At 34.3% G+C, this 22855-nt stretch carries 19 protein-coding genes; 4 read left to right on the forward strand and 15 right to left on the reverse strand.

What is annotated here, in order from left to right; all coding sequences use genetic code 11:
* Nucleotides 1-68 precede the first annotated feature (68 nt).
* From OPF91_RS16265 to OPF91_RS16335, 15 genes are all read right to left on the reverse strand, one after another.
* Nucleotides 69-992, reverse strand: a complete 924-nt coding sequence (locus OPF91_RS16265) for a hypothetical protein (protein WP_264989985.1) — start codon at nt 990-992, stop codon at nt 69-71.
* Between the two features lie 33 nt (nt 993-1025).
* Nucleotides 1026-1295, reverse strand: coding sequence for a Mor transcription activator family protein (locus tag OPF91_RS16270; RefSeq protein WP_264989986.1), 270 nt, complete (start codon nt 1293-1295; stop codon nt 1026-1028).
* A 213-nt stretch (nt 1296-1508) separates the two neighbouring features.
* Nucleotides 1509-2360: a DUF6612 family protein gene (locus OPF91_RS16275; RefSeq protein WP_264989987.1), complete on the reverse strand. Its 852-nt coding sequence runs from the start codon at nt 2358-2360 to the stop codon at nt 1509-1511.
* Nucleotides 2361-2516: 156 nt separating this feature from the next.
* Entirely contained in the window at nt 2517-2981 is a 465-nt protein-coding gene (locus tag OPF91_RS16280; RefSeq protein WP_264989988.1) for a hypothetical protein, read from the reverse strand.
* A gap of 54 nt (nt 2982-3035) precedes the next feature.
* A complete protein-coding gene (locus tag OPF91_RS16285) occupies nt 3036-3938 on the reverse strand; it encodes a hypothetical protein (protein WP_264989989.1) in 903 nt (300 codons plus the stop codon).
* Nucleotides 3935-7036, reverse strand: coding sequence for a sacsin N-terminal ATP-binding-like domain-containing protein (locus OPF91_RS16290; protein WP_264989990.1), 3102 nt, complete (start codon nt 7034-7036; stop codon nt 3935-3937). The genes OPF91_RS16285 and OPF91_RS16290 overlap by 4 nt, the downstream gene beginning before the upstream one ends.
* 541 nt (nt 7037-7577) lie before the next feature.
* Nucleotides 7578-8057: a 23S rRNA (pseudouridine(1915)-N(3))-methyltransferase RlmH gene (gene rlmH / locus OPF91_RS16295; RefSeq protein WP_264989991.1), complete on the reverse strand. Its 480-nt coding sequence runs from the start codon at nt 8055-8057 to the stop codon at nt 7578-7580.
* Nucleotides 8058-8147: 90 nt separating this feature from the next.
* Entirely contained in the window at nt 8148-8312 is a 165-nt protein-coding gene (locus OPF91_RS16300; protein WP_264989992.1) for a CxxH/CxxC protein, read from the reverse strand.
* A 203-nt stretch (nt 8313-8515) separates the two neighbouring features.
* A complete protein-coding gene (locus tag OPF91_RS16305) occupies nt 8516-9799 on the reverse strand; it encodes a S1C family serine protease (RefSeq protein WP_264989993.1) in 1284 nt (427 codons plus the stop codon).
* Between the two features lie 140 nt (nt 9800-9939).
* Nucleotides 9940-10728 carry an MBL fold metallo-hydrolase gene (locus OPF91_RS16310; RefSeq protein WP_264989994.1) on the reverse strand — a complete coding sequence of 263 codons (789 nt, stop codon included), beginning with the start codon at nt 10726-10728 and terminating at the stop codon, nt 9940-9942.
* 3 nt (nt 10729-10731) lie between these two features.
* Nucleotides 10732-11559 (reverse strand): two-component system regulatory protein YycI, encoded by an 828-nt coding sequence (locus tag OPF91_RS16315; protein ID WP_373877068.1) that lies wholly within the window; start codon nt 11557-11559, stop codon nt 10732-10734.
* Complete coding sequence (locus tag OPF91_RS16320; protein WP_264989996.1) at nt 11537-12856, reverse strand: YycH family regulatory protein; 1320 nt, start codon at nt 12854-12856, stop codon at nt 11537-11539. Before OPF91_RS16320 ends, OPF91_RS16315 begins: the two co-directional genes overlap by 23 nt.
* Complete coding sequence (gene walK, locus OPF91_RS16325; protein WP_264989997.1) at nt 12853-14721, reverse strand: cell wall metabolism sensor histidine kinase WalK; 1869 nt, start codon at nt 14719-14721, stop codon at nt 12853-12855. The genes OPF91_RS16320 and walK overlap by 4 nt, the downstream gene beginning before the upstream one ends.
* Before the next feature lie 5 nt (nt 14722-14726).
* Nucleotides 14727-15437 carry a response regulator YycF gene (gene yycF / locus OPF91_RS16330; protein WP_264989998.1) on the reverse strand — a complete coding sequence of 237 codons (711 nt, stop codon included), beginning with the start codon at nt 15435-15437 and terminating at the stop codon, nt 14727-14729.
* Between the two features lie 254 nt (nt 15438-15691).
* Complete coding sequence (locus OPF91_RS16335; RefSeq protein ID WP_264989999.1) at nt 15692-17143, reverse strand: M23 family metallopeptidase; 1452 nt, start codon at nt 17141-17143, stop codon at nt 15692-15694.
* A 336-nt stretch (nt 17144-17479) separates the two neighbouring features.
* On the opposite strand from OPF91_RS16335, the gene OPF91_RS16340 reads away from it, so the two are divergent.
* The 4 genes from OPF91_RS16340 to OPF91_RS16355 all read left to right on the forward strand — a co-directional run bounded on the left by OPF91_RS16340 (nt 17480) and on the right by OPF91_RS16355 (nt 22805).
* Nucleotides 17480-18292, forward strand: a complete 813-nt coding sequence (locus tag OPF91_RS16340; RefSeq protein WP_264990000.1) for a YitT family protein — start codon at nt 17480-17482, stop codon at nt 18290-18292.
* Between the two features lie 305 nt (nt 18293-18597).
* Nucleotides 18598-20475, forward strand: a complete 1878-nt coding sequence (locus OPF91_RS16345) for a beta-glucoside-specific PTS transporter subunit IIABC (RefSeq protein ID WP_264990001.1) — start codon at nt 18598-18600, stop codon at nt 20473-20475.
* Between the two features lie 11 nt (nt 20476-20486).
* Nucleotides 20487-21890 carry a glycoside hydrolase family 1 protein gene (locus tag OPF91_RS16350; protein WP_264990002.1) on the forward strand — a complete coding sequence of 468 codons (1404 nt, stop codon included), beginning with the start codon at nt 20487-20489 and terminating at the stop codon, nt 21888-21890.
* A gap of 69 nt (nt 21891-21959) precedes the next feature.
* Complete coding sequence (locus OPF91_RS16355; RefSeq protein WP_264990003.1) at nt 21960-22805, forward strand: PRD domain-containing protein; 846 nt, start codon at nt 21960-21962, stop codon at nt 22803-22805.
* The last annotated feature ends 50 nt before the right edge of the window (nt 22806-22855 follow it).

Below are 22855 nucleotides of genomic sequence, written 5' to 3' on the forward strand. Positions count from 1 at the left end.
AACTCAAACTTGCCTTTTCAAACTTTTCAAAGAATATATATTGCTTCTCTCTATCAATACATAGAAGGTTATTGATTAATCCATGACTTCCATTTCTTTTCAATTTCTTTAATATCGCCATAGGTTGCTAAAAATGCCTCTTTCTTTGAAAATGTATCACTTTCGTATACAACAAATTCAAAGTAAGTATCTTCGCCATAAGTTTCAATTAAAAAAGCATTGAAAAGCGTTGCCACATTCGTATTATAGTTAAAGTCAAAATCTCCATTGTTGAATACTAGCAATTTATTATTCTTTTTAATTTCACTCTTCCAATACTTAGCATAATCTTTGTAGGTATTAGAGGCTAAACGAGACTTATAATTAACAAAACCTGTGGCAAATTCACCTGCACCAGATGAACTATACCAACTTGGTTTAGAATTCATACTTTCATTAAATAAGACACTTCCAAGATTTAATCCTGAAGCAATGTATAAATTTTTAACATAAGCTGTATCATATTTAAACTTCCCATCATAAGAACAACATTGTCCTTTATATAAAGAAGCTACTAAAATCTTAATTTCTGTCTCCAACGCCCCTGTTTTCTTGTTGTGACTTGCACCTCCATTTACATAAGTAAATTCATAAGGGTCATCTGATTTATTCTTTAAATAAATATTGGTAGGAAAATCTGTTTGATTTGATAATATCGCTTCTAAATCAGGAACTTTGCTAGAATAAATTTCAAATGCTAGTTCTATCCCCTTATTAAAATTAGTGATAGCAAAGTTAATATCATCTTTCTGTGTATCCTTTGGTGCATGAAGCGTGTAATACTTACTTTTATAAACATATTCATTACCTACTAGCTTAGCTTTTGAGGTATAATCTGTTTGATTTTTGGTGCTACTTTGCTTATTATCTTTCTGAACAGCTACAGTATTAGCAAGCACGCCTGTTGAGAATAAACCCATCATCATAACTAACATTAAAACCTTCTTCCACATATATCTTCCTCCTATAAATGAAACCCTTGTAGATTATTTGTTGCAATGCTCCCTTTTCAATATCTTCATCACCCAACTATATGAATAGCCATATTTCTTCGCTAAAGCCTTCGCATTTGTTCCATCATATTCATTAACAATAGCTTCGTATAAATATTGTTCTGATAAGAATTTTTTAGGAAATGTTACATATTGACCAGCAAAATGATTATACACTAGCAAAGTATTTTTGTATCCAATTAATTCAATAAATTCCTTATATGAGCCATTAAAACAGGAACTATCTAACTTGCTATAATCCATCTTTATCTCCTTCCGCCTTTATTGTTTTAAATATGCCATTTTCCTATGTGAAAAACACTTCGCTTAAATAATGGATTATCCTAACAAAAATCCATTTTGAAATTTACAATTGCAGCTATCAAAACCGAAAAGAAGTAGGGAAGTCATACAAGATGATTCTCCTACTCCTAATTAACATATCATTTATTTCGTTAGGAAAAATATATGATTCACCTATTCTAAATTGGGTAAAGTAATCATTTCTACTTCATCGAAATTAGAATATCTCTTAATTGTTTCCACATCCATTTTCATTGTATGACCTTCAACTTCAAAGCTAAATCTCAGATGGATGTATGTTGATAATAAATTTTTATTCTCCTTATCAATTGTCATTTGAAGTTCATCCTCAAAGACAATTAAATTTTCCATTTTAAAAGATGATGCTTCTTTATGCACATCTCCAAAAAAGGTTTGATTCACCATATTTAATACATACGATTCAGGCATATTTCCTTCTATTAAATAATAGTCTTTTTCATCTGCTTTTTTAGATTCATAAGCTCCTACAGAAATATCGCCTTGAGCAATTAAATCATCTATTTTTGGCTCATTAGCAAATTCAAGATTTGCCAATACTCCTGTTTTTTCACCTGCCAGTATGGTAAATCCATCTAAGCTAACATAATTAAATTCTCCACCATCTATAGATTGGTAAATATCTGAATCCACCTTTATTTCCTCAATAGTAGTTGTTTCATTGTCTTTAACCAAATTCCCTGTTATTTTATAAGAATCATTCAATGTATGATAATCTACATTAAATATTTCTTTTGTTTGTACAGATTCGCTAGCAATAAATTTAGAAATATCCCCCTTTGAGTTAGATTCAGAATACATATGATAACTCTCAGAAGCTCTCAAATTACTAAAAGCTTCCGCTACCAACTCCTTGGCATCCAGCTCTTCAACATGACTAAAAGTTTCATTTCCCTTTTCCTCAAAGTAGATAAATATCATTGCAATAGCTGATATAATCAACATAAACCAAAAACAAATTTTCATAGCTTTCCAAATACAACCCATAAATTTCTCTCCTCAATAAATTATTTCTTAGGAAATTTTACATACTAGCCTACACGATATTTTTATATCTGATTAAATATGCCATTTTCCTATACGAAAAACACTTCGCTTTGATAATGATTTATCCTAATAAAAAGCCACTTTTGATACTTATAATTAGATAGCTATTAAAACAGAAAAAGGAGCAGAAGATTCATCCGAAGATGATTCCCCTGCTCCTAGTTGTAATGCCTCTAGCACTTCATTATTTAATTTAAGTTGAATGCTCTCGATTTTCCGTTCTTCATCAATTGTAATTTGATGAATGAGCAAATGTAACAAGCGTTTTCTTTGCTCCCTTGTAAGTGATTGCTGAAAAGCCTTTTGAAAGTTTTGTAGGACATTCTTAATCTGTTCAAAGGTCACTTCACTAGAAACGGTTGAACCTAGTTGTCCCTTTAATGGTATCAGTAATTCATTTAATGAGGAAATTTGTTCTTCAATACCTCTAACCTTCATTTGATAGATGCTTTTGGAAATCGTTTCTTCCATATAAGCATCTAACAGATTCGATTGCTTTTTTTCTAGGATAGCTAAGTCATTAACATATTGCTGGTATTCTCGTTGAATTGGAGCAATCAAGGATTCGTGCTTATAATTGATACTATTGATTAATTATAATAATACCACTTACATTTATTGTATTTTCACACATATATGATAAAGACAGGTAGTTTTTCCAGAACGATTATGGTTTGTTGTCATAAATCTTATATCAGAATATGGATACTCTTTATCAGCATTTATATCTGATGAAACAAGCATTACTGGATATTCATGTCTTTTAACATGAGCACAATACTTATCCCAAAAAGATCCAAAATCTTTAACTTTGACATATGATAAACATACATTAAATGCATTTCCTGCTGTATCATAGGAATATATTTTGTCAAGATGTATATTAAGATAACTTGTGTTCAAACTATCTAAATTAAGTGCTTCTATAATAGTAAATGGCATACCATTTCTTTCAATAAATATATCAACTTCGCCAGATGATTTTCCTGCAGCAGAACTTCCTCGCCGAGTTTGATCTTTTAGTCTATATCCATTTGTTTCTAATAAATCCGCAATAAAATCATTCCTCTCATCTTCAGTAGCATTCACATAAAGTTTTCGAGCTTGGAGTTTCATGCAAGCTAAGTAAAGATTATGAATAAATAACTCGGACTGTGATTCTATATCCTGCGTAGATTTAAAGAAAATTGTACTTGTAATCTTTTTTACTTTAATGGCATAAATATTTTTACCTTCAATAGTAAGCCACCCAAAATCTATAATTGGTGGCTCAGATAATAAACCAAGTGCCCGTTTAATAGGTTCATCTATCTTAAATCCAGTACTTATTCCATTAATCGAATAAGTACTTGTATTTTTGCTCGCCCCAATCACAATGTAACCATACTCTTCCGGTACGTTTGACAAAGCAGCGATAAACATAGCCAAATTTTGCGGTCTAAATTCTATGGGCCTACAAATAAGATTTTTTGACTCTGGGGATTGCAGTAATTGCAGCACCTCATTAATGTTAATCAATTCTCTCTTATGCTCCTTAAAGGAATTTTATTAACGCCTGTTAATTTCAATATTTTACCGAATGTTATTTTTTCTGGATTGCTTTTTCCATCTTCAACCCACAATTCACAATCTTTTTCGTAATCCAGAACATCTAGCTCAGAATCATAATATAGAATTATTTGACCATAATCAGATGGGCGAGCTATTAAGTAAATTTCTTTGTTGTGTTTTCTAATTACAAAAATAGTATCACTTATTTCCATAATATTGGAAACATCATATTCTGACTGCTCACTTAAAAAATCGATAATATTTTTCTTGGAACGCCCTAAAATATCTTTAACATAGCTAAACATTTCTAAACTACTTTTAGAATCATGGAGAAATTCGGCGTTAAGTATATTATTTGAAAGAGCCCGTTTTAGATCTCCTTCAGTTGAAATACCCCATTGTGCAAGAAGTTCTTTTGATAACTCTACCGTTGTACTTGAGTCACTTTCGATATCAGAGCGAGACAATATCTTTTCTAATTCTTGCACTCCAGAAACACCATATTTCTGTAACACATCGTTGTATTCTTCCACTTTAGACATATTTTCAGCAATATCATTGTCATTATAAAACCAATGTAAATTGGTTAACAAATCATTAAAGCAATTTTTAACTGTTTCATCAGATGATTTCTCTCTCAACCAAAGATATGTTTTTCTAAAAACTTCTTTTTCAACATCATTATTTTGACCTACACTGTTTTTATTCGCCTTCACATATTTTGTGATTTTCTCAGAAATGGTCTCTAGATATACAGTTCTATTTTTAGGTAACCTGAAAAAAATGTCTTTTAATAACAATGTTTCACGTACATCATATCCAGCATATTTGCATGCCTCTTTGAGAGTTTCTTCAATTTCTCCTGAATCGAGAGAAAGTTCTGCGCTTTTTTTGAAGACACCATATTGATTAGGCAATATACCAATATGATTTAATAAATGATCCTGTTCATATTTCACCAAAACTCCAACAAAATTCGATAGACAATCAATTGCCTCATGTTCATTAGCAAAACTAAAGTGAGAAGTAAACCTTTCAATGCATAGACACAAACTTATATCATTACTTATTTTTTCTCTCCAAAATTTCAATGCTGTTTTAAGAATCGTATTTGAATATTTTGAGACCTTATTTTTTTCCCACGAATAATCAAAATCCAAATTTTTAACGAGAATTAAAAAATCATCTTGTTCCTGGTTTTGCTCAGCTTGTAAGCAAATAATTTTTTGATAAAATTCATCTTCTTTTGGATGTGACCTCTGTAACTTCTTCTCAATCTCTGAAAAAACTTCTTCTAGTGTATATTCTTTTAAAACAGGTGGAAATTCAAACTTGATTTTCCTATCTAATAATTTGCTTTTGAAATCCAAATCTATGATTGTAGCTGTTGTTTTATAAATTTCATCAATACCACAATCGAGGAAAATTGAATCTACAGTACAAAATTCACCATGCTGATTTGGCAAAATACATGGATTTCTACCAAGGCGGTTAACAAAAGTCTCTTCTTTCATATAGAATAATACCAGTAGTTCATTTAGCCAATCAGTTACATCACCAATAATAATTTTTGATAATGCATCAACATTTTTAAACCCTTCTACTCTTTCGATTAAATCTAATATACTGTAATTGCGACACTCATCCCATAAAGAATTGTACCAAAGTTCTAATTCTTCGCGCTTTGTAATCATATCAGGAATAAGTTTACTTGATAGTGTCCATACCTTTTCTCTGATAGTTTCGTCTGAATCATTTGAAATAAGCACACATGTATCCCCCCATTCATCAAAGAGAGGCTTTTTCTCAGCACTATGTGTGTAAATAAGTGGGATTTCTTTAATGTGAGATTTTAGTGAATTAATTATTTCTTTCTCAACCCATGCTTTCGATAACCAATCTTTTTCTGACTGTTCAGGAATTTTAACAATGTTATAAAGTCCTTCATAATCTTTTTCTGAGAAATAGTCCAGCATCTTAATATAAAGCTGACGCGCTTCTATTAAACTTTCCTTGTTGCTTTCTATTTGTTCATGTTTTTTATCCGTTAAATGAATACCATTTCTTGGTTCTGTCGGGTTGAATAGTGGGTTATTTACCACTACAGGAAATGAAAAATCATTTGTCCCTAATAAAGGGAAATCACAAAAGATTCGAGGCAATTCATCATCATATTTAACAATAAATTCATTTCCCTTCGTTTTTTCTATTTCAGCTGCAAGTGATAAATCTTCAGTGCCAACAACAAAGATATGCTTATTTTTGCAGTTATGGTTCCCTCTATTTGTTGTTTCAACAATAACTTCTATTTCATATGCATTTTCAAGCTCATTATTAGTAATCATTTCGCCACGGCTTATTTTCCGTTTGAATGGACCACTTGTGACTGTTATAGAATTTATCTCTGGAACAAAAGCAAATACGTAAGGTGCAGAAATAAGTAGATTTTTCAGACCTTTTTTCGCAGTTAATACTCCTTCTTCATCCAAAATATAATTAAAACAAGTGTTGAAATTCTTTTCATTTATTGTTCTATCACTAGTTATAGTAGTGTTTTTATCTAACTGTGAGCAACTCTCCTGTATAGCATTTATTATTGACTGTTTATCCTTACCAGATCTGTCTAATGCAATACTAAAAGAACAAGGCAGTTCACCAACATCCTGCAAATATCCAATTACCTCCACTTTTTCTGAAAGTAAATGTGTAGTTAAGAACCCAGTTCCAAATTTCCCTGTAGTCTTCTTGTTTTTTGCATCGGTTACTGTGCGATCTTTTGTAGAAACTTGTTCTATAAGAAAAACAATATTTTCCGTTGAAAATAGTTTGCCATTATGTTTAAATTCAACAATTTTTTCATTTTCTTGAAAGTTGATAATAATATCAACCATACCGCTAGAGTTAACAACATCTTTTGCATTTTGAATAAGTTCCCAAACCCACCTACAAGAAGTTGTATCATCATTCTTTAATTTTAATTGAGTCAACATATCTATAATTTTATTTGCTGCTTGTGTTTCTTGAGCTTTATTCCGCAGTATTTGTATTTTTTGTGAAAACTCCATTTTTACCCTCCTAAATTCCCAAGTAACCTATGCCATTACTTCTAACAATGTAAAATTCATTATAAGTGCTCCTTCTATATTCTTCATCTTTTTTCCTCTATTCTACTTTATTAGTTATTTTTCGACATTCTATTAAAAATCCCTTTTGCTAAAGGAGTAAGTCAAGCATAGGTTAGTTTGTTGATATCTACGAAATAATAAATAAATTTTAAAATCAAATGATATTCCCCTAGGGTCGAATAATTAATTCTTTCTTCTTGTAGTTAATGGGATTCATAAAGCTATAATCTTCGATGGACTACGGAATATTGTCCAAGCATCCAAGATAGAGTATATCATTTAAGTATTGACAATCTCACAAACCTTTCTTATTTAGCAGTATCTTTAAATATCCTAATTGTGGTTAAAATATGGTTCACCATAATAAAACTAAGTAAGGCTTAATCATCACATCTATAGAAAACCGCACTTACTTATGATACGGTTCTCCGTAATATCTCTAAATGAGGTTTCCCACACTCTACCCACCGAAAAACCTCACCTACTTATGATACGGAGCATTATGAATAATCCTAAAACTCCGATAAACCTGCTCCACCAACACCAATTTCATCAACTGATGGGGCAAGGTCATTTTGCCAAAGGATTGCTGCTCATCTGCCCGTTTTAACACATCCTCATGCAACCCTAAAGAGCCACCAATCACAAAAGCAACTTTGCTTTTGCCATAAGTCATCAGTGATTCCAGATCGGCTGCCATTTGTTCGGAGGTTTTCATTTTGCCATTGATAGCTAAGGCGATGACATATGTATCGGGGCTAATTTTGGCGAGGATGCGTTCGCCTTCCTTTTTCTTCACGATCTCCATTTCGGCATCGCTTAATTGTTCGGGGGCTTTTTCGTCGGGCACCTCGATTAAATCCATTTTGGCATAGCTACCTAATCGTTTCACATATTCATCAATACCCATTTTTAAATACTTTTCCTTCAGCTTTCCGACTGAAACAATCATTATATTCACACGTTATCCACCTTTACAATACATTTACAAACAGTTTATCCACAAAAGTTATCAACATATCCACATATCTATCCTATATATTGTGTAAAGTTATTTACTTGATACAATATATTCTGCTGGTTGTTCACAGTAGCTACACTTTGTGGATAACTTTTCAGCCTCCTCAACTTTATTCATGATTGGGAAGATTTTTTGCTCCGCTACAAACATATCTAAAGCGTGGTCTATATGGTTTTCACAGCTATATTTCTCCATAATTACTCGTCTCCTTATTTTCCGAAATTTCCACAAACTTATTCACAATTCAATCATTGTTATCCACAATCTATTGTAACAAAGGTTCTAATCCTATAAAAGACACAGCATTATTTTTCTGTACATTCTTGGATTAGTTATCCACATACTAAAGAAAAAAGCGATAAGGATTTTGCAAGATCCTTACCGCTTTTACATCGATTTTACAATGCATTGCTATCTGTTAATGTTAATTTTAGTTCCACTAACTTTCCTTGGCGATACACTTTCATTGTTAATGTATCCCCAGTTTTCTTTTCATTGTATAAATGTTTGCGTAAATCAATGGCTGTTTCAATTTTTTGACCATCCATTTCCACAATCACATCATATTGTTGCGCACCTGCTTTTGATGCTGGTGAATTACCTTTTACATCTGTAATGACAACACCTGTTGTTACATCTTGTGGTAATTTCAATGTTTGCTGCTGATAAAATGCTGGTACATCTGTTAAATCTGTTAAAGAAATACCCATTGTTGGACGTTCCATTTTTCCGTTTTTCTCTAATTCCTCAATAATTGGAATCGCTGAGTTAATTGGAATAGAGAAGCCTAAACCTTCAACTTGAGATTCTGCAATTTTCATGGAATTAATACCAATCAGCTCTCCAGCTAAATTGACAAGTGCACCACCACTATTCCCTGGATTGATAGCTGCATCTGTTTGTAAAACCTCCTGTTGCCAATCAGATGTCCCATCACCATTTAAATCAACAGGTACAGAACGATCTTTACCAGAAACGACGCCTGTTGTTACAGAGCCATAAAAGTCTAGACCTAGTGGGTTACCAATGGCAATAACTGCTTCACCTTGTTTTAAAACATCTGAATTACCGAAAGCCGCTACCGTTTTGACATTTTTAGAACTGATTGAAATAACCGCTAAGTCTGTCCACATATCGTTACCGACTAATTTTGCCTCTTCCTTCGTACCATCTGGCATTGTAACCTCTAACTGCTTAGCTCCTTCAATTACGTGATTATTTGTCACGATAAAGGCTGTATCTCCTGCCACTTTATAAATAACGCCTGAGCCACTACCTGCTGTTTCATCCTTTGTAGTAGATGGGCTCCAAAAACCACCACTTGTCACAGTTTGAATATTGCTAATTCCAACAACAGCAGCTGATGCCTTATCCACCGCTTTGACCACATCTGTCGTTACTGCCGTAGCTGTTTGGTCAATTGTTGTTTCTGGCTTAGCTGTACTAGTCGTCTCTGTTGAACCAGGCATTTGATTGACAAGTCCAGGTAGCATAAGCCACACAAGTAAAGCACCAATAATGACTCCGACAAAGCCACTGAAGAAATAGCCTCCCTTTCCACCACCACTTTTCTTTTTCAAACGTTTCTCTTGTGTTTCACGCTCTTCTTTTTCCAATCGCTCCTGTAGAGGTGTTTTTGGTACTTCATCATTTTTATATTCATCATCGTGGAAATAACTCATTGTGCTCATCCTTTCATTTTTTCCTATTTGTTAGTTGTTACCCTTATACTACAATTCAAACATTAAAATTAGATGAAAATGAAATAAAATGGACATAAAAATAGCTGTTCAATTCCATGAAGAATTAAACAGCTACTCTATTAAACTGTCACAAGTGTCGTTGGATTTTCTGCATCCGTATCGAATAAATGAACATGCTCTCCTACTAAAATTCCGCAAGATTGCAATGTTTGTGTCACACTCATGCGTGCTAGCTCTTTCATATTATTATCTTTACTTAAATGGGCTAGATAGATATTCGTTGGTTTATCAAATACCACATCACTCATCGCTATCGCTGCATCCTCATTCGATACATGCCCCACATCACTTAAAATGCGTCGCTTTGTAGACCATGGATAACGCCCCATTTGTAGCATACCTACATCATGATTACTTTCAAAAACAAAGGCATCTGCACCACGAATGATACCTTTCATGCGGTCACTTACATAACCTGTATCCGTAATAACAACCAATTTACGGTCATTTTCGTGGAATGTATAAAACATCGGGTCCGCAGCATCATGGGACACAGCAAAGGATTCAATCGCTAGCGAACCAAAATGCTTCACAGTTTCCATTTCAAACTCAAATCGCTGCGCAGATGGAATATCTCCAATATTGCCATCCATCGCCTGCCACGTTTTCGCATTAGCGTAAATCGGCACATTGTATTTTCGTGCCAATACACCAATCCCTTTAATATGGTCAATATGCTCATGTGTCACTAAAATGCCACTTAGCTGTTTCATATTGCGATCGATTTTACTAAATAGTTGCTCCATCCTTTTGCCACTTAATCCTGCATCTACAATAAAGGCATGTTCATCATTTTCTACATAAATAGAATTACCTGTACTTCCACTTGCCAAAACACTAAATCGCATCATTTAACTCTCCAAATCCTCTTCCTGCATATCTACTTGAATTTCGATCATTTTTCCATCCACAGCATTTACGAAATATTCTTCGACATTGCCATCCGATAATTTTACTTGCACTTCCCATGTTGGTACTAATACCTGTGTTTGTGTTAAATAGACCAGTGCAGAGTAGCCTAATCGCACCTGTGTAATATGAGAATCTTGCTTTAATATCCCTTTGACATACAATGCTTGAAGAATTTGTAGTGGTGGCAGTACATTTTCCTGCTGCTCCATTTCCTCAATATTATCAACCATCGTCTGTTCATACATCGTGATTTCATTTTCAGCGTTCCAATATACTTTTAATAACCCTCTTTTATTATAGTAAAACATACGGTTATTTGCCTTTTGGAAGAAAATCGCTACACGCTCCTCATGATCAATTGTCCAAAGTGCATAGGAGGCACCCTCATAAACATTTGTTTTCAGAAATTCCGTAAAGCTCAACTCTGTATTGATATTTGGTAATTTCAATGGCTCTGCAAATGTGACAACAGCATGTACATCATCCTTAATCGTCACCTGTTGATTGTTATTTGTAAAATCCTTATCTGTAAAATGATGAACTTTCGCTGAAATATATGTCGCTGATTCAATATTACTTGGCAATACACCATATGTAATATTATCATCTTTTAAACGAGCCTCGATTGTTTTTTCCCCAAGTATTTGTGTTTCTACATTTTGTGCCTCTGTGTAACGATTCAAATACAGCATATATAAAAAGATATTTAAAATTAAAAATACGGCGATAAAAATTGTTTTTGTTTTATTCCAATCCAAGTTTGACACCTCCAAATAGTTCAGGTGTCACTCTTGTCCATTTCCCATTACGTGACATTAACCAGCATGGCTCCAATGTAAAGATATGCAGGCTTTGGTTTTGCGTTAAATAATAACCAATCGTCAACTCATCAATATCTGAGACCATAATATTATCCATTTGATGAATTTTATCAATAATTTCTACTCCTGAAGGCAGCTCTTTAATCTCCTTCTCAGACGGAATATCGATATCTAAAGAAAAATAGGGACGTTTATAATGGAAAATTCGATTATCTCCCCAAATCGTTGACATGCGATATATCAGTTGATCACTGTATACAGGCAGACCTTGTAAAAATAGCTGATAATCAATTTGATTTTGATTCATACCTAATGAAATATAGCGATAGTCAGCCGTAAAGCCACCATGCTCATTAATAAATTCAAAACTATCCTTCAATAGTTTCGATGGCTCGATACTGACACTGCTTTCAGCTGCTGGATATACATAATTTAATGATTTAAAATTCGTATCTACAGTCATTTCAGACATACCATCTGTATATTTTTCTATTGGGCTTTCCATATTACTACGTACAATGTTTGGCTCTGTAAACAGCACATTTTTAAAAAGCTCTGGCGATAAATCATTGATAAAATATGTGTACTTCACCGATTCAATCGTATCTTTTGCAATATACAATGATGTTGCATTCTCTCGCTCAATCTCTTGGAAAGCACCATATTTTTCAGCGGGCTCTATAATATTTTTCATAAATTGATGTGCATTTTGGATACTAACGTGTGCACGCATCGATGTAGCACTACTATTGCTAACAAAAAACACTTGCAACTCTCGATTTGCGTAATGACTCCAATCAATAATCATTCGATTAAAGGTTGTCTCAGGTAACTCTTTATCTGTAAATTGGAAAGTTGTACTTAACACAGAAAAGGGAATCTCCCCTGTGAAAAAAACGGTCATTCGCTTATCAGTACGAATCATTTCATTCATGTAATTGGCTGACAAATTACTATCAATGCGCAAATCAAATACATTCCAGCCTCTCCACATCTTCATCAAATCTTTCATGACACTATTGGATACTGTACCTGTAAAGCCGTTTTCAAAACGGTAAACCGCCTTATATGGGCGAATTAGATCTTCAAAATTTTTCTGTGAACCAACTAAAATTTCTTTACTTTCAACTTGTTCAATATAGCGATAATCAGGTGTGTATGTCCAAATCGTAAAAGTCAATGCGATGCTTAGCATGACGAGTAGAAATAGGACAATAGATTTCACTGGCTCTATATATTTCATGCCCACTCATCACCTGCTTCATCAAAGTCTTCTAAATCATATGGTAATGTGAAGAAAATGGTTGTTCCATGTCCCTCTTCACTTTCAGCCCAAATCTTCCCACCATGTGCCTCTACCATTTCTCTTGCAATGGCCAAACCTAGACCTGTACCACCCATAGATCTTGCACGCGCACGGTCTACACGATAAAAACGCTCAAAAATACGCCCGACATTTTCTTTTGGAATGCCCATCCCATCATCGGAAATCATTACTTTCAACATATTATCATGCACAGTAAATCCAAAACGAACATTCCCACCATCTGGAGAATATTTAATTGCATTCGATATAATATTATCTAATACTTGTGTTATTTTATCCGTATCAATTTCAATATAATGTGATACCTCTGAAAATAAGCGGACAAAATTCACATGATCGGATTTCGACATTTCAAATCGATCAATAATACGAGTAAAGAAAGAAGTAAAATTCACAATATCCTTATTCATTTCATAATCTGCACTATCCATTCGAGAAAGCTGTAATAGGTCATTAACTAGACGAATCATACGCTCTGTTTCCGTTTGTGTTACATGTAAAAATGATGGTGCAATATTTTCATCCTGCCACGCCCCATCAGCTAATGCCTCTAAATAACTCCTCATCGTTGTCAGCGGTGTTCGTAGCTCATGTGATACATTAGATACAAACTCTCGGCGATCCATTTCAATCTTTTCTTGCTCTGTGATATCATGTAACACAGTAATGAGACCATTAATGAAGCCTGTTTCCTTTTGAATAACAGAAAAATTTGCACGTAAAATATACGGTGTATCACCTGTACTGAAATCTAAGTTCACGGCTTCATTCATGTGGATTAAATCCTCAAAACCATATTCTTGTTCAATGCCTAAAACAGAAGCAATTGGACGCCCTACTGTCACGTCCCTCATCACATGTAGTAACTCTAAAGCAGGATCATTAATCAAAATAATGCGCCCTTTACGATCTGTAGCAATCACACCATCCGTCATATTACTCAACACGGAATCTAATTTTCGACGCTCTGCATCCGTTGTAGACTGTGCCTCCTGCAAACGATTCGTTAAATGATTAAAGGTTGTCGCCAGTTGTCCAATTTCATCTTTTCCATAGACATGTACTTTTCTTGAATAATTCCCCTTCGCCATTGCCTGTGCTTGTTTACGCATTTCTGAAATCGGCTTTGTAATGGTACGAGCAACCAAAATACCGAGGAAAATGGTGATAACTAAGGACATTGCCGTACCACCCAAGAAAATCTGATTAATATCACTCATCTGCTCAAAGACGGATTCGATATTTGTTTCAATATAAATAACACCAATAATCTCATTATCTGGGCCTGCGCCATTCCGAATCGGTGTTGCCAATACCCAAACACGATTTTTCGTTTTATTATCTAATTTAATCGTATCAAATATTGTTTCTGCTGAAATGGCATGCCGTACAATATCTATATTGGAACGTTGGCCAATTAAACTTTGATTGTTTATTTCAGACGTAGCTAATATACGTTGTCTATTATCAATTACACGAATTTCTAAAATATCACCATTTGAGACATCTTTTAAGCCTGTGGAAAATTCCATCACAATCTTTTTCAAGCTTTCCTCAAGCTTTGGCATACTCTCATCACGTTCTTTTAACATCTCTTCCCGAAGACTATACTGCATTAAATCCACACGTTGAAAAATGGACTCTCGAAAATTAGTTTTTAAGTTTTGCTCTAACTCACGTGAAAAATAAATTCCTATGATTTGTAATGCCAATAAGATTAATAAAATATAAATCAGAACTAATTTCACATGAATAGATTGAAAGAAACCGACCTTCTGCATACTGTTTACTCCTGTTCAGGATTTCGTAAATAATAACCTACACCCCGACGTGTCACAATCCACACAGGATGGCTTGGATTATCCTCAATTTTTTCACGCAAGCGACGAATCGTCACATCGACTGTACGCACATCTCCAAAATAATCATAACCCCAAACCGTTTGGAGTAAATGTTCACGTGTCATTACTTGACCGATATGCTTTCCTAAGTAATGCAATAGCTCAAATTCTCGATGTGTTAATTCAATCGCTTCATCTCGTTTTAACACTAAATAAGCATCTGGTTGAATAATTAATGAGCCAACTATGATTTCGTTTGACTCTTCCTCTACTACTTCCACAGCAGGAGTAACTTGTAAGCGTCGCATATTTGCCTTTACTCGAGCAATCAGCTCCCGTGTGCTGAAAGGCTTTGTGACATAGTCATCTGCACCCATTTCTAGCCCCAATACTTTATCGATTTCGGAGCCTTTTGCTGTCAGCATAATAATCGGAAAATCGTATTTTTTACGTACCTCTCTACACACTTCCATACCATCACGTTTCGGCAGCATAATATCAAGCAACATTAAATCTGGCTGCTCTTCCTCAATTTTTTGTAATGCTTCATCGCCATCATATGCACAAATAACTTTATAGCCTTCTTTTATCAAATTAAATTGCAAAATATCTGCAATTGGTTTTTCATCATCCACAACTAAAATTGTTTTATTCATTTATATTTTCCCCTTTCACAGTGGGTATTATAGTAAAGTCACTACCCTTAACTCTACCACGCTTTTCACTTCTCTGCATTATTTCAAACATTGATTATTGCTTGGGAAATAATAGAGTATGTGAAATTATCAATTATGTCTCAGCCTAATTACATCTAGATTTTTGAGTTTACCCAAAAAAATCCATAACAATTGCTGAACCAAGATAAACAAAAGATGATGCTACCATTAAACCGATAACATCATCTTTATAATTAACGCCCTACATATGCTAATGGATTGACTAATGAGCCACCTTTTTCTACTTCAAAATGTAAATGCGTACCTGTTGAATTACCTGTTGAACCCATAATACCAATTAATGAACCTTTTTCTACCACTTGACCTACTTCAACTTTAATAGAAGAAAGATGTCCATATAATGTTGTATAGCCATTATTATGATTAATAACAATACGATTACCATAACTACCTGAGAAACCTGCTGCCACAACAACACCATTGTCTGCAGCTAAAATATTGTAATTACTTGGACGAGCAATATCAATTCCTCGATGCTGAGTACCCCAACGATAACCCATTGTACTTGAAATATAACCACCTACCGTTGGCCATACAAATTCACCTGTACCACGTGATGATATTACTTTTGTGCCAATTACTTCAATTTGATCAACAGGTTGCTGTAAAATCTCTTCATTCAATGCCACTTTTGATGTGCGTGTGCCATTTTCAGATGTTAAAAGATATGTTGTTTCTTTCTTACCATCAACCCCTTGTTGCTTAACTACTTTCTCGTTCTTATACATTGTTGGATCTTCTTCAGTGATTTTTTTAAACGGAACTGTATCCATCACTTTTTTCTCTTGCTTTACCTCAAGTGTCACAAATGGTTTAGCCACTGTTACATTTAGTGGTTGTCCAATTTGTAGCACTGTATCTACTGTTATATCAGGATTTAATGCGACTAATTCAGCTGTTGTTAAACCATGTTTCTTTGCCACTGAACCTAAAACATCTCCAGATTGAATTTCATACTTTTCTTGTACAAGCGCACCTGTCATTAAGTATTGAACGGCCTCTTGAGGTGTTACAATCACTTCTGGTGATACTGTTTGCGTAACTCCTGATACCTCTTGTTTGAATGTGATATTTAAAAGACGAGATTCTCCTGATTGTAAAGTCGCTGCCTGGGGTACTGCTGGTAAGCTATCTAATTCTTGCTGTGACACATATTGTAGCTTTAATAAACGAATTGTTTCGTCATATGCTTGTGCGTCTTTTAAGGAAATCACTGGCTGATTATTCACAAACAAAGTAAAGGCTGGTGATTGCGCAACTAACGTTTGCTTCAATAGCTCTATTGTTTCATCATCTTTTGTTTCATTAGTAAATACTTGCTCTGGGATTATTTTAATTGTTGAATCTATATCTATTGTTACAGAGCTATATTTTTGCTGTGCTTCTTTTTCCTTAGCCGCAACTAAATCTTGTACAACTTGTTCATTCGATACAGCACCAATATATTTATCACCAACATACACATGGTAGATTTTATTTACATGTTCTTTTGGATTTTCTTTTGCAAAACCAGCATTTATTGTTAAACTCGTTGCGATAACGGCAACAATGGATATCTTTTTTATTGAAGAAAACATTGAAAGCTGTTGCTTGCCTTCTTCTTTTTTATATCCAAATGAATTCATTAGTAAAGCCCCTTCCATCTTCCTTATTATAGGATTAATTACCTATAATTTTTATGCACCACTATAATGTATCATAAAGAAAATAAGATTTGAATGCTTTCTACCTAATTGTAATAAAACTGTATTATTGGACTAAGAATTGTTACATCTTCACAATTCAGAACTTTCCGCTTATATTTTTCTTGCTAAAAGCTATATTTTTTTACATATATGCTAGTTAAGCACTATAATTAAAGATGATACATTGACAGATTGGGGCTGGTTATATTGGGTGACAGACAGAAAATACAGAAAAATAGGAAACAACGAATTTATCAACTATTTACAAGGACATTCATGATTATAGTTGGTGCCATTGTTATGGCAGTTGGGCTTGATTTATTTTTAGTGCCAAATCAAATTATGGATGGCGGCATCGTAGGCGTCTCTATTATTACCTCGCATTTATTACATTTACCTCTTGGAATTTTTATCTTTCTACTAAACGTACCTTTTGTTTTTTTAGGCTACAAACAAATTGGAAAAACCTTTGCCCTATCTACAGGACTTGGGATTACTACGCTTTCTCTAACAACGTTTTTTTTACATAATATCCAACCCTTCACAAAGGATACCCTCTTAGCGACTGTTTTCGGTGGCATTATTTTAGGTATTGGTGTCGGTCTAGTTATACGCTATGGTGGTTCTTTAGACGGCACAGAAATTTTAGCTATTTTATTTAATCGAAAAACGCCTTTTTCTGTGGGCGAAATTATTATGTTTTTTAATGTCCTTATTTTTATCGTAGCAGGATTTGTTTTTACGTGGGAGCAAGCGATGTATTCTGTATTAGCATATTATATTGCCTATAAAATGATTGATATTGTCATTCAAGGAATGGAAGAATCAAAATCTGTTTATATTATTAGTAATGATATTGATGAAATCGGGCAAGCTATTATCGATCGGCTTGGACGTGGTGTGACTTATCTTCATGGCGAAGGCGCTTACACCGGTGATGATAAAAAAGTCATTTTTACAGTTATTACACGTTTAGAAGAGTCGAAACTGAAATCAATTGTCGCTGAATTTGATGATAATGCCTTTTTAGCTATTGGTAATATTGCTGAAGTTCGAGGTGGACGCTTCAAAAAGAAAGACATCCACTAAATATTGGATGAATTTTCTGAAAAAAAGGACTAGTATTTTTTATGAAAGCGTGTTAAATTAAAAACAATCTAAAAGACAGATACACTTTGACGTGTTACTGGTAATGCAGGCAAGATCAAATGTATTTAAATGATTCGTGTAGTGAAGGCTTATAGTGTCTTCTTACAGGATTATTTAAGTGCGTTTGATCTTTTTTTGCTTCAATTTCTGTCTATCGTTGGCCAACGAATAAAAGATTACTTTACTGTGCAATATGTATTGCGAAATTACTTATAGTGAATAATTATTGAAGGAGCGTGGCTACTATGAATCATCAACAAATCGCACAAGATATTCTGAAAAACGTTGGTGGCAAAGAAAATGTATCCGCTTTAACACATTGTTATACGCGTTTACGTTTTGTTTTGAAAGATTCCAAGAAGGCAGATAAAGAACAATTATTAAAACTTGAGGGCGTTATGTCTGTTGTTGAAAATAGCGGCCAATACCAAGTTGTTATTGGCAATGAGGTAGCAAAAGTTTATGACCAAATCATTCCTGTACTAGGAGAACTAAGTAGTGATGACAAGAAAGAAGATAATCTTTCTTTTGGTAATAAATTATTAGCTACTGTTACAGCGATTTTCACACCTGTTATCCCTGCAATTGCTGCTTCGGGGATGCTAAAGGGAATTTTAGCACTTGCAGTCATGATTGCAGCATCTAGAGGTATCGATATTAAGGGCTATAATTCGTATATCATCCTTAATGCAGCATCCAATGCACTATTTTATTTCTTCCCTATCATTTTAGGGGTTTCTGCTGCGAAAGTATTTAAAACAAATCAATATATCGCGCTTATTCTAGCAGCTACACTTTGCTATCCTGATATTGTCACATTGATGACAGGGGAAAATGCAGTCACATTATTTGGTCTTCCTGTCACAAAAGCAAATTATACATCATCGGTTATTCCAATTATTATCGCTGTCTTTGTCTTGTCTTATGTACAACGATTCTTTGAAAGAACAATTCCTGAAATATTGAAAATCATTATGGTACCAACGATGTCATTGCTCGTTATCGTACCAGCTACATTGCTGATTTTTGGTCCAATCGGTATTTACATTGGTAATGGTGTGAACTGGGTTTATTATTTCATCATGGATGTTAGTCCAATTTTATTAGGGGCATTTATCGGTGGTATTTGGTGTGTGCTAGTTATTTTTGGTGCACATAAAGCCATCGTTCCTATTGGTATTAATGACGTTGCACAAACTGGTAAGCAAAACCTACTAGCATTTGCAGGTGCAGCTAACTTTTCACAGGCGGGCGCTGCATTAGGTGTTTTCTTTAAAACAAAAAACAAAACATTAAAAACAGTTGCAGCATCAGCAAGTATTACAGCACTTTTTGGTATTACTGAGCCAGCTATTTATGGTGTCAACCTTCGTTTAAAAAAGCCTATGATTTATGCCGTCATTAGCGGTACACTTGGGGGCGCTTTAATGGGATGGGGTGGATCTTACGGAACAGCCTTTGCCAACCAAGGTGTATTGACAATCCCTGTTTATATGGAAGCTGGTACAAAGGCCTTCCTATGTTACTTGATTGGTATTGCCATTGCATTCTTTGGTGCATGTGTTATGACAATGCTTCTAGGCTTTGAGGATGTACCAACTGAAGATAAGGAGACTAAAAAAACAGCCTCTGAAGCAGATTTATCACCAACACTTGCTGTAGCAGATGCAAATATTGCGATTCCTTCACCTATTAAAGGAATTGTCGTACCTATGCAAAAGGTCAATGATGAAGTATTTGCTTCAGCTGCACTAGGGAATGGTGTCGCAGTGTATCCAGAAGTCGGTGAGGTTGTTGCACCAATGGATTGTACAGTATCTGTGTTATACCCAACACTACATGCAATTGGGCTACAGCTTAATAATGGTGTGGAAATGCTTATTCATATTGGTCTTGATACAGTACAGCTGAACGGTGAAGGCTTTAAAGCACATGTAAATGTCGGTGACCATATTAAACAAGGCACAAAAATCGTGTCATTTGATATTTCAAGTATTAAAAGCAAGGGCTATGATTTAGTAACACCCATTATCGTAACAAATACATCACAATATAACACAGTTTCTTATGTAAATAATGAACAAGTTGCTTACAAAGATAATTTATTACTGATTAAAAACTAGGAGTGTTAAACATGAAGAACTTTTTTAAAGATGATTTTTTATGGGGAGCATCATCTTCCGCATTTCAAATTGAAGGTGCATGGGACAAAGACGGCAAAGGCATGACAGTGGCTGATTTTAATTCCTTTAAAAAATCGGCTGTGCAAGCAGATTCTAAAATCGCAAGTGACTTCTACCATCATTTCAAGGAAGATATTGCATTAATGAAAGAGCTTGGCTTAAAGACGTACCGCTTTTCCCTTTCTTGGGCACGTATTATTCCAGACGGTGATGGTGAAGTCAACCCACAAGGAATCGACTTCTACAATCAAGTAATTGACGAGCTGATAGCAAATGATATTCTACCATTTATCACACTGTATCACTTTGATTTACCGTTTGCACTTGTTGAAAAATACAATGGCTGGGAAAGTCGAGAATGTGTAGATGCCTTTGAACGCTATGCCAAAGTTTGCTTTGAAGCCTTTGGTGACCGTGTGAAAGATTGGCAAGTAAATAATGAGCAAAATTTAATGATTCGTGTCAATGAACGTATGAATATGTACCATGTAGCACCTGAAGATGCTGAAAGAGTACGTGCACAAATGGATTATCATATGTTTGTTGCACATGCACTCGCAACAAATGCTTGTCATGAAATGATTCCAAATAGCAAAATTGGACCTGCTGTTTCATCAACAATGACATACCCTAGCTCCAATCGTCCTGAAGACGTTTGGGCTGCCCGTATGAATGATAATTTTAAAACAAACTATGCTTTAGAAATGTACTGCTTTGGTGCATATCCTGGCTACTATCAGCAATACTTAAATCAATGTGGAATCTATCCTGTAACGCAGCCTGAAGATGATGGCATTTTAAAAGCAGCCAAACCTGATTTTATTGCATTGAATTATTATCGTACCTTGGTAGCGAGTTACCTTCCTGTTGATACAGAACATCCATTTGGCACGAAGGTAAATGATATTGATTTTGACTTATATGGCTACTTTAAAATTGAGAAAAACCCTAATTTACAAGCTACTGAATATGGTGCTCAAATCGATCCAATGGGTTTAAGACTTGTATTGAATGATTATTATGAAAAATATCGTCTACCATTAATCATTACGGAAAATGGATTAGGGACAGCTGATCAATTAACTGGAGATGGTTGTATTCACGATGATTATCGTATCGACTATTTAAAAAATCACATCGCTGCTTGTAATGATGCGATTGCAGATGGTGTGGAGTTATTTGGCTATTGCCCATGGTCTGTTATTGATTTATTAAGCTCACATCAAGGCTTTAAGAAACGTTATGGCTTTGTTTACATCAACCGTGAGGATCATGATTTAAAGGATATGCGCCGTATTAAAAAAGATAGCTTCTATTGGTATCAAGAAGTCATTCACAACAACGGTTTAAAATAACCCTGTCGAATCAATTACACTTCGGTGTAATTGATTTCGGTATATCAAAATTAAGTAAGGATAATGCATATGCAGATACTAAAAGTGATGAATAATTCCTTAGTATTAGCGATTGATGATTCAGGAAACGAATGTATTTTAATGGGGAAAGGCATTGGCTATAAAAAATCATTAGGCAGTGATGTTTTACCATCTGAAATTGAAAAAACCTTTATTTTAAAAGATAAAGCGATGCTGAAAAATTTTGTGCAACTAGCCAGTGAACTAGATGATATTTATTTTAATATCGTGAAAGAAACCATTGAATATGCTAGCCAGCAATATGATATGGAAGTAATGGATTACTTATATCTATCCCTATCTGACCATATTGCCTTTGCTATTAGTCGAATCCATGAAGGTCATGTCGGTGAAAATTTCAACTATATTGAAGTTGTGAAATTTCATAAAAATGAATATGAAGTAGGTAAATATGCTGTTCAATTAATTAACAAGAAGCTAAATGTTCAATTACCTGACAGTGAGGCTTCTGCTATTGGTCTACATTTTGTCAATGCTCGCCTTAATTCAAAGTCGTATAACAAAGAAATTGAAGTTGTCAAACTTGTACGTGATATCGAGGCTATTGTTGCAAGAAAGTCCAATACTATTTTTGATAAAGAAAGCTTTTTCTACTCTCGATTTATTACACATTTACGGTATTTTGCTGACCGAATTATTGATAATCAAATCTTTGAAGATAAAGAATCAGATACTCTTTATGACCAGTTAAACCAAAATATGAAGCAAGAAACTGAGATTATTAATAGCATTAGTCAATTTATAAAGCATAAATATGACGTTCAGCTTACGAATCAAGAAAAAACATATTTAATTATTCACATTCATCGAATTGTCAGTGAAAAAAGTAATTAAAAAACATGATATAGCGTAAAAATCCGTTGAAAACACAACGGATTTTTATA

Source organism: Lysinibacillus piscis, assembly GCF_026012395.1.
Classification (GTDB): Bacteria; Bacillota; Bacilli; order Bacillales_A; family Planococcaceae; genus Lysinibacillus; species Lysinibacillus piscis.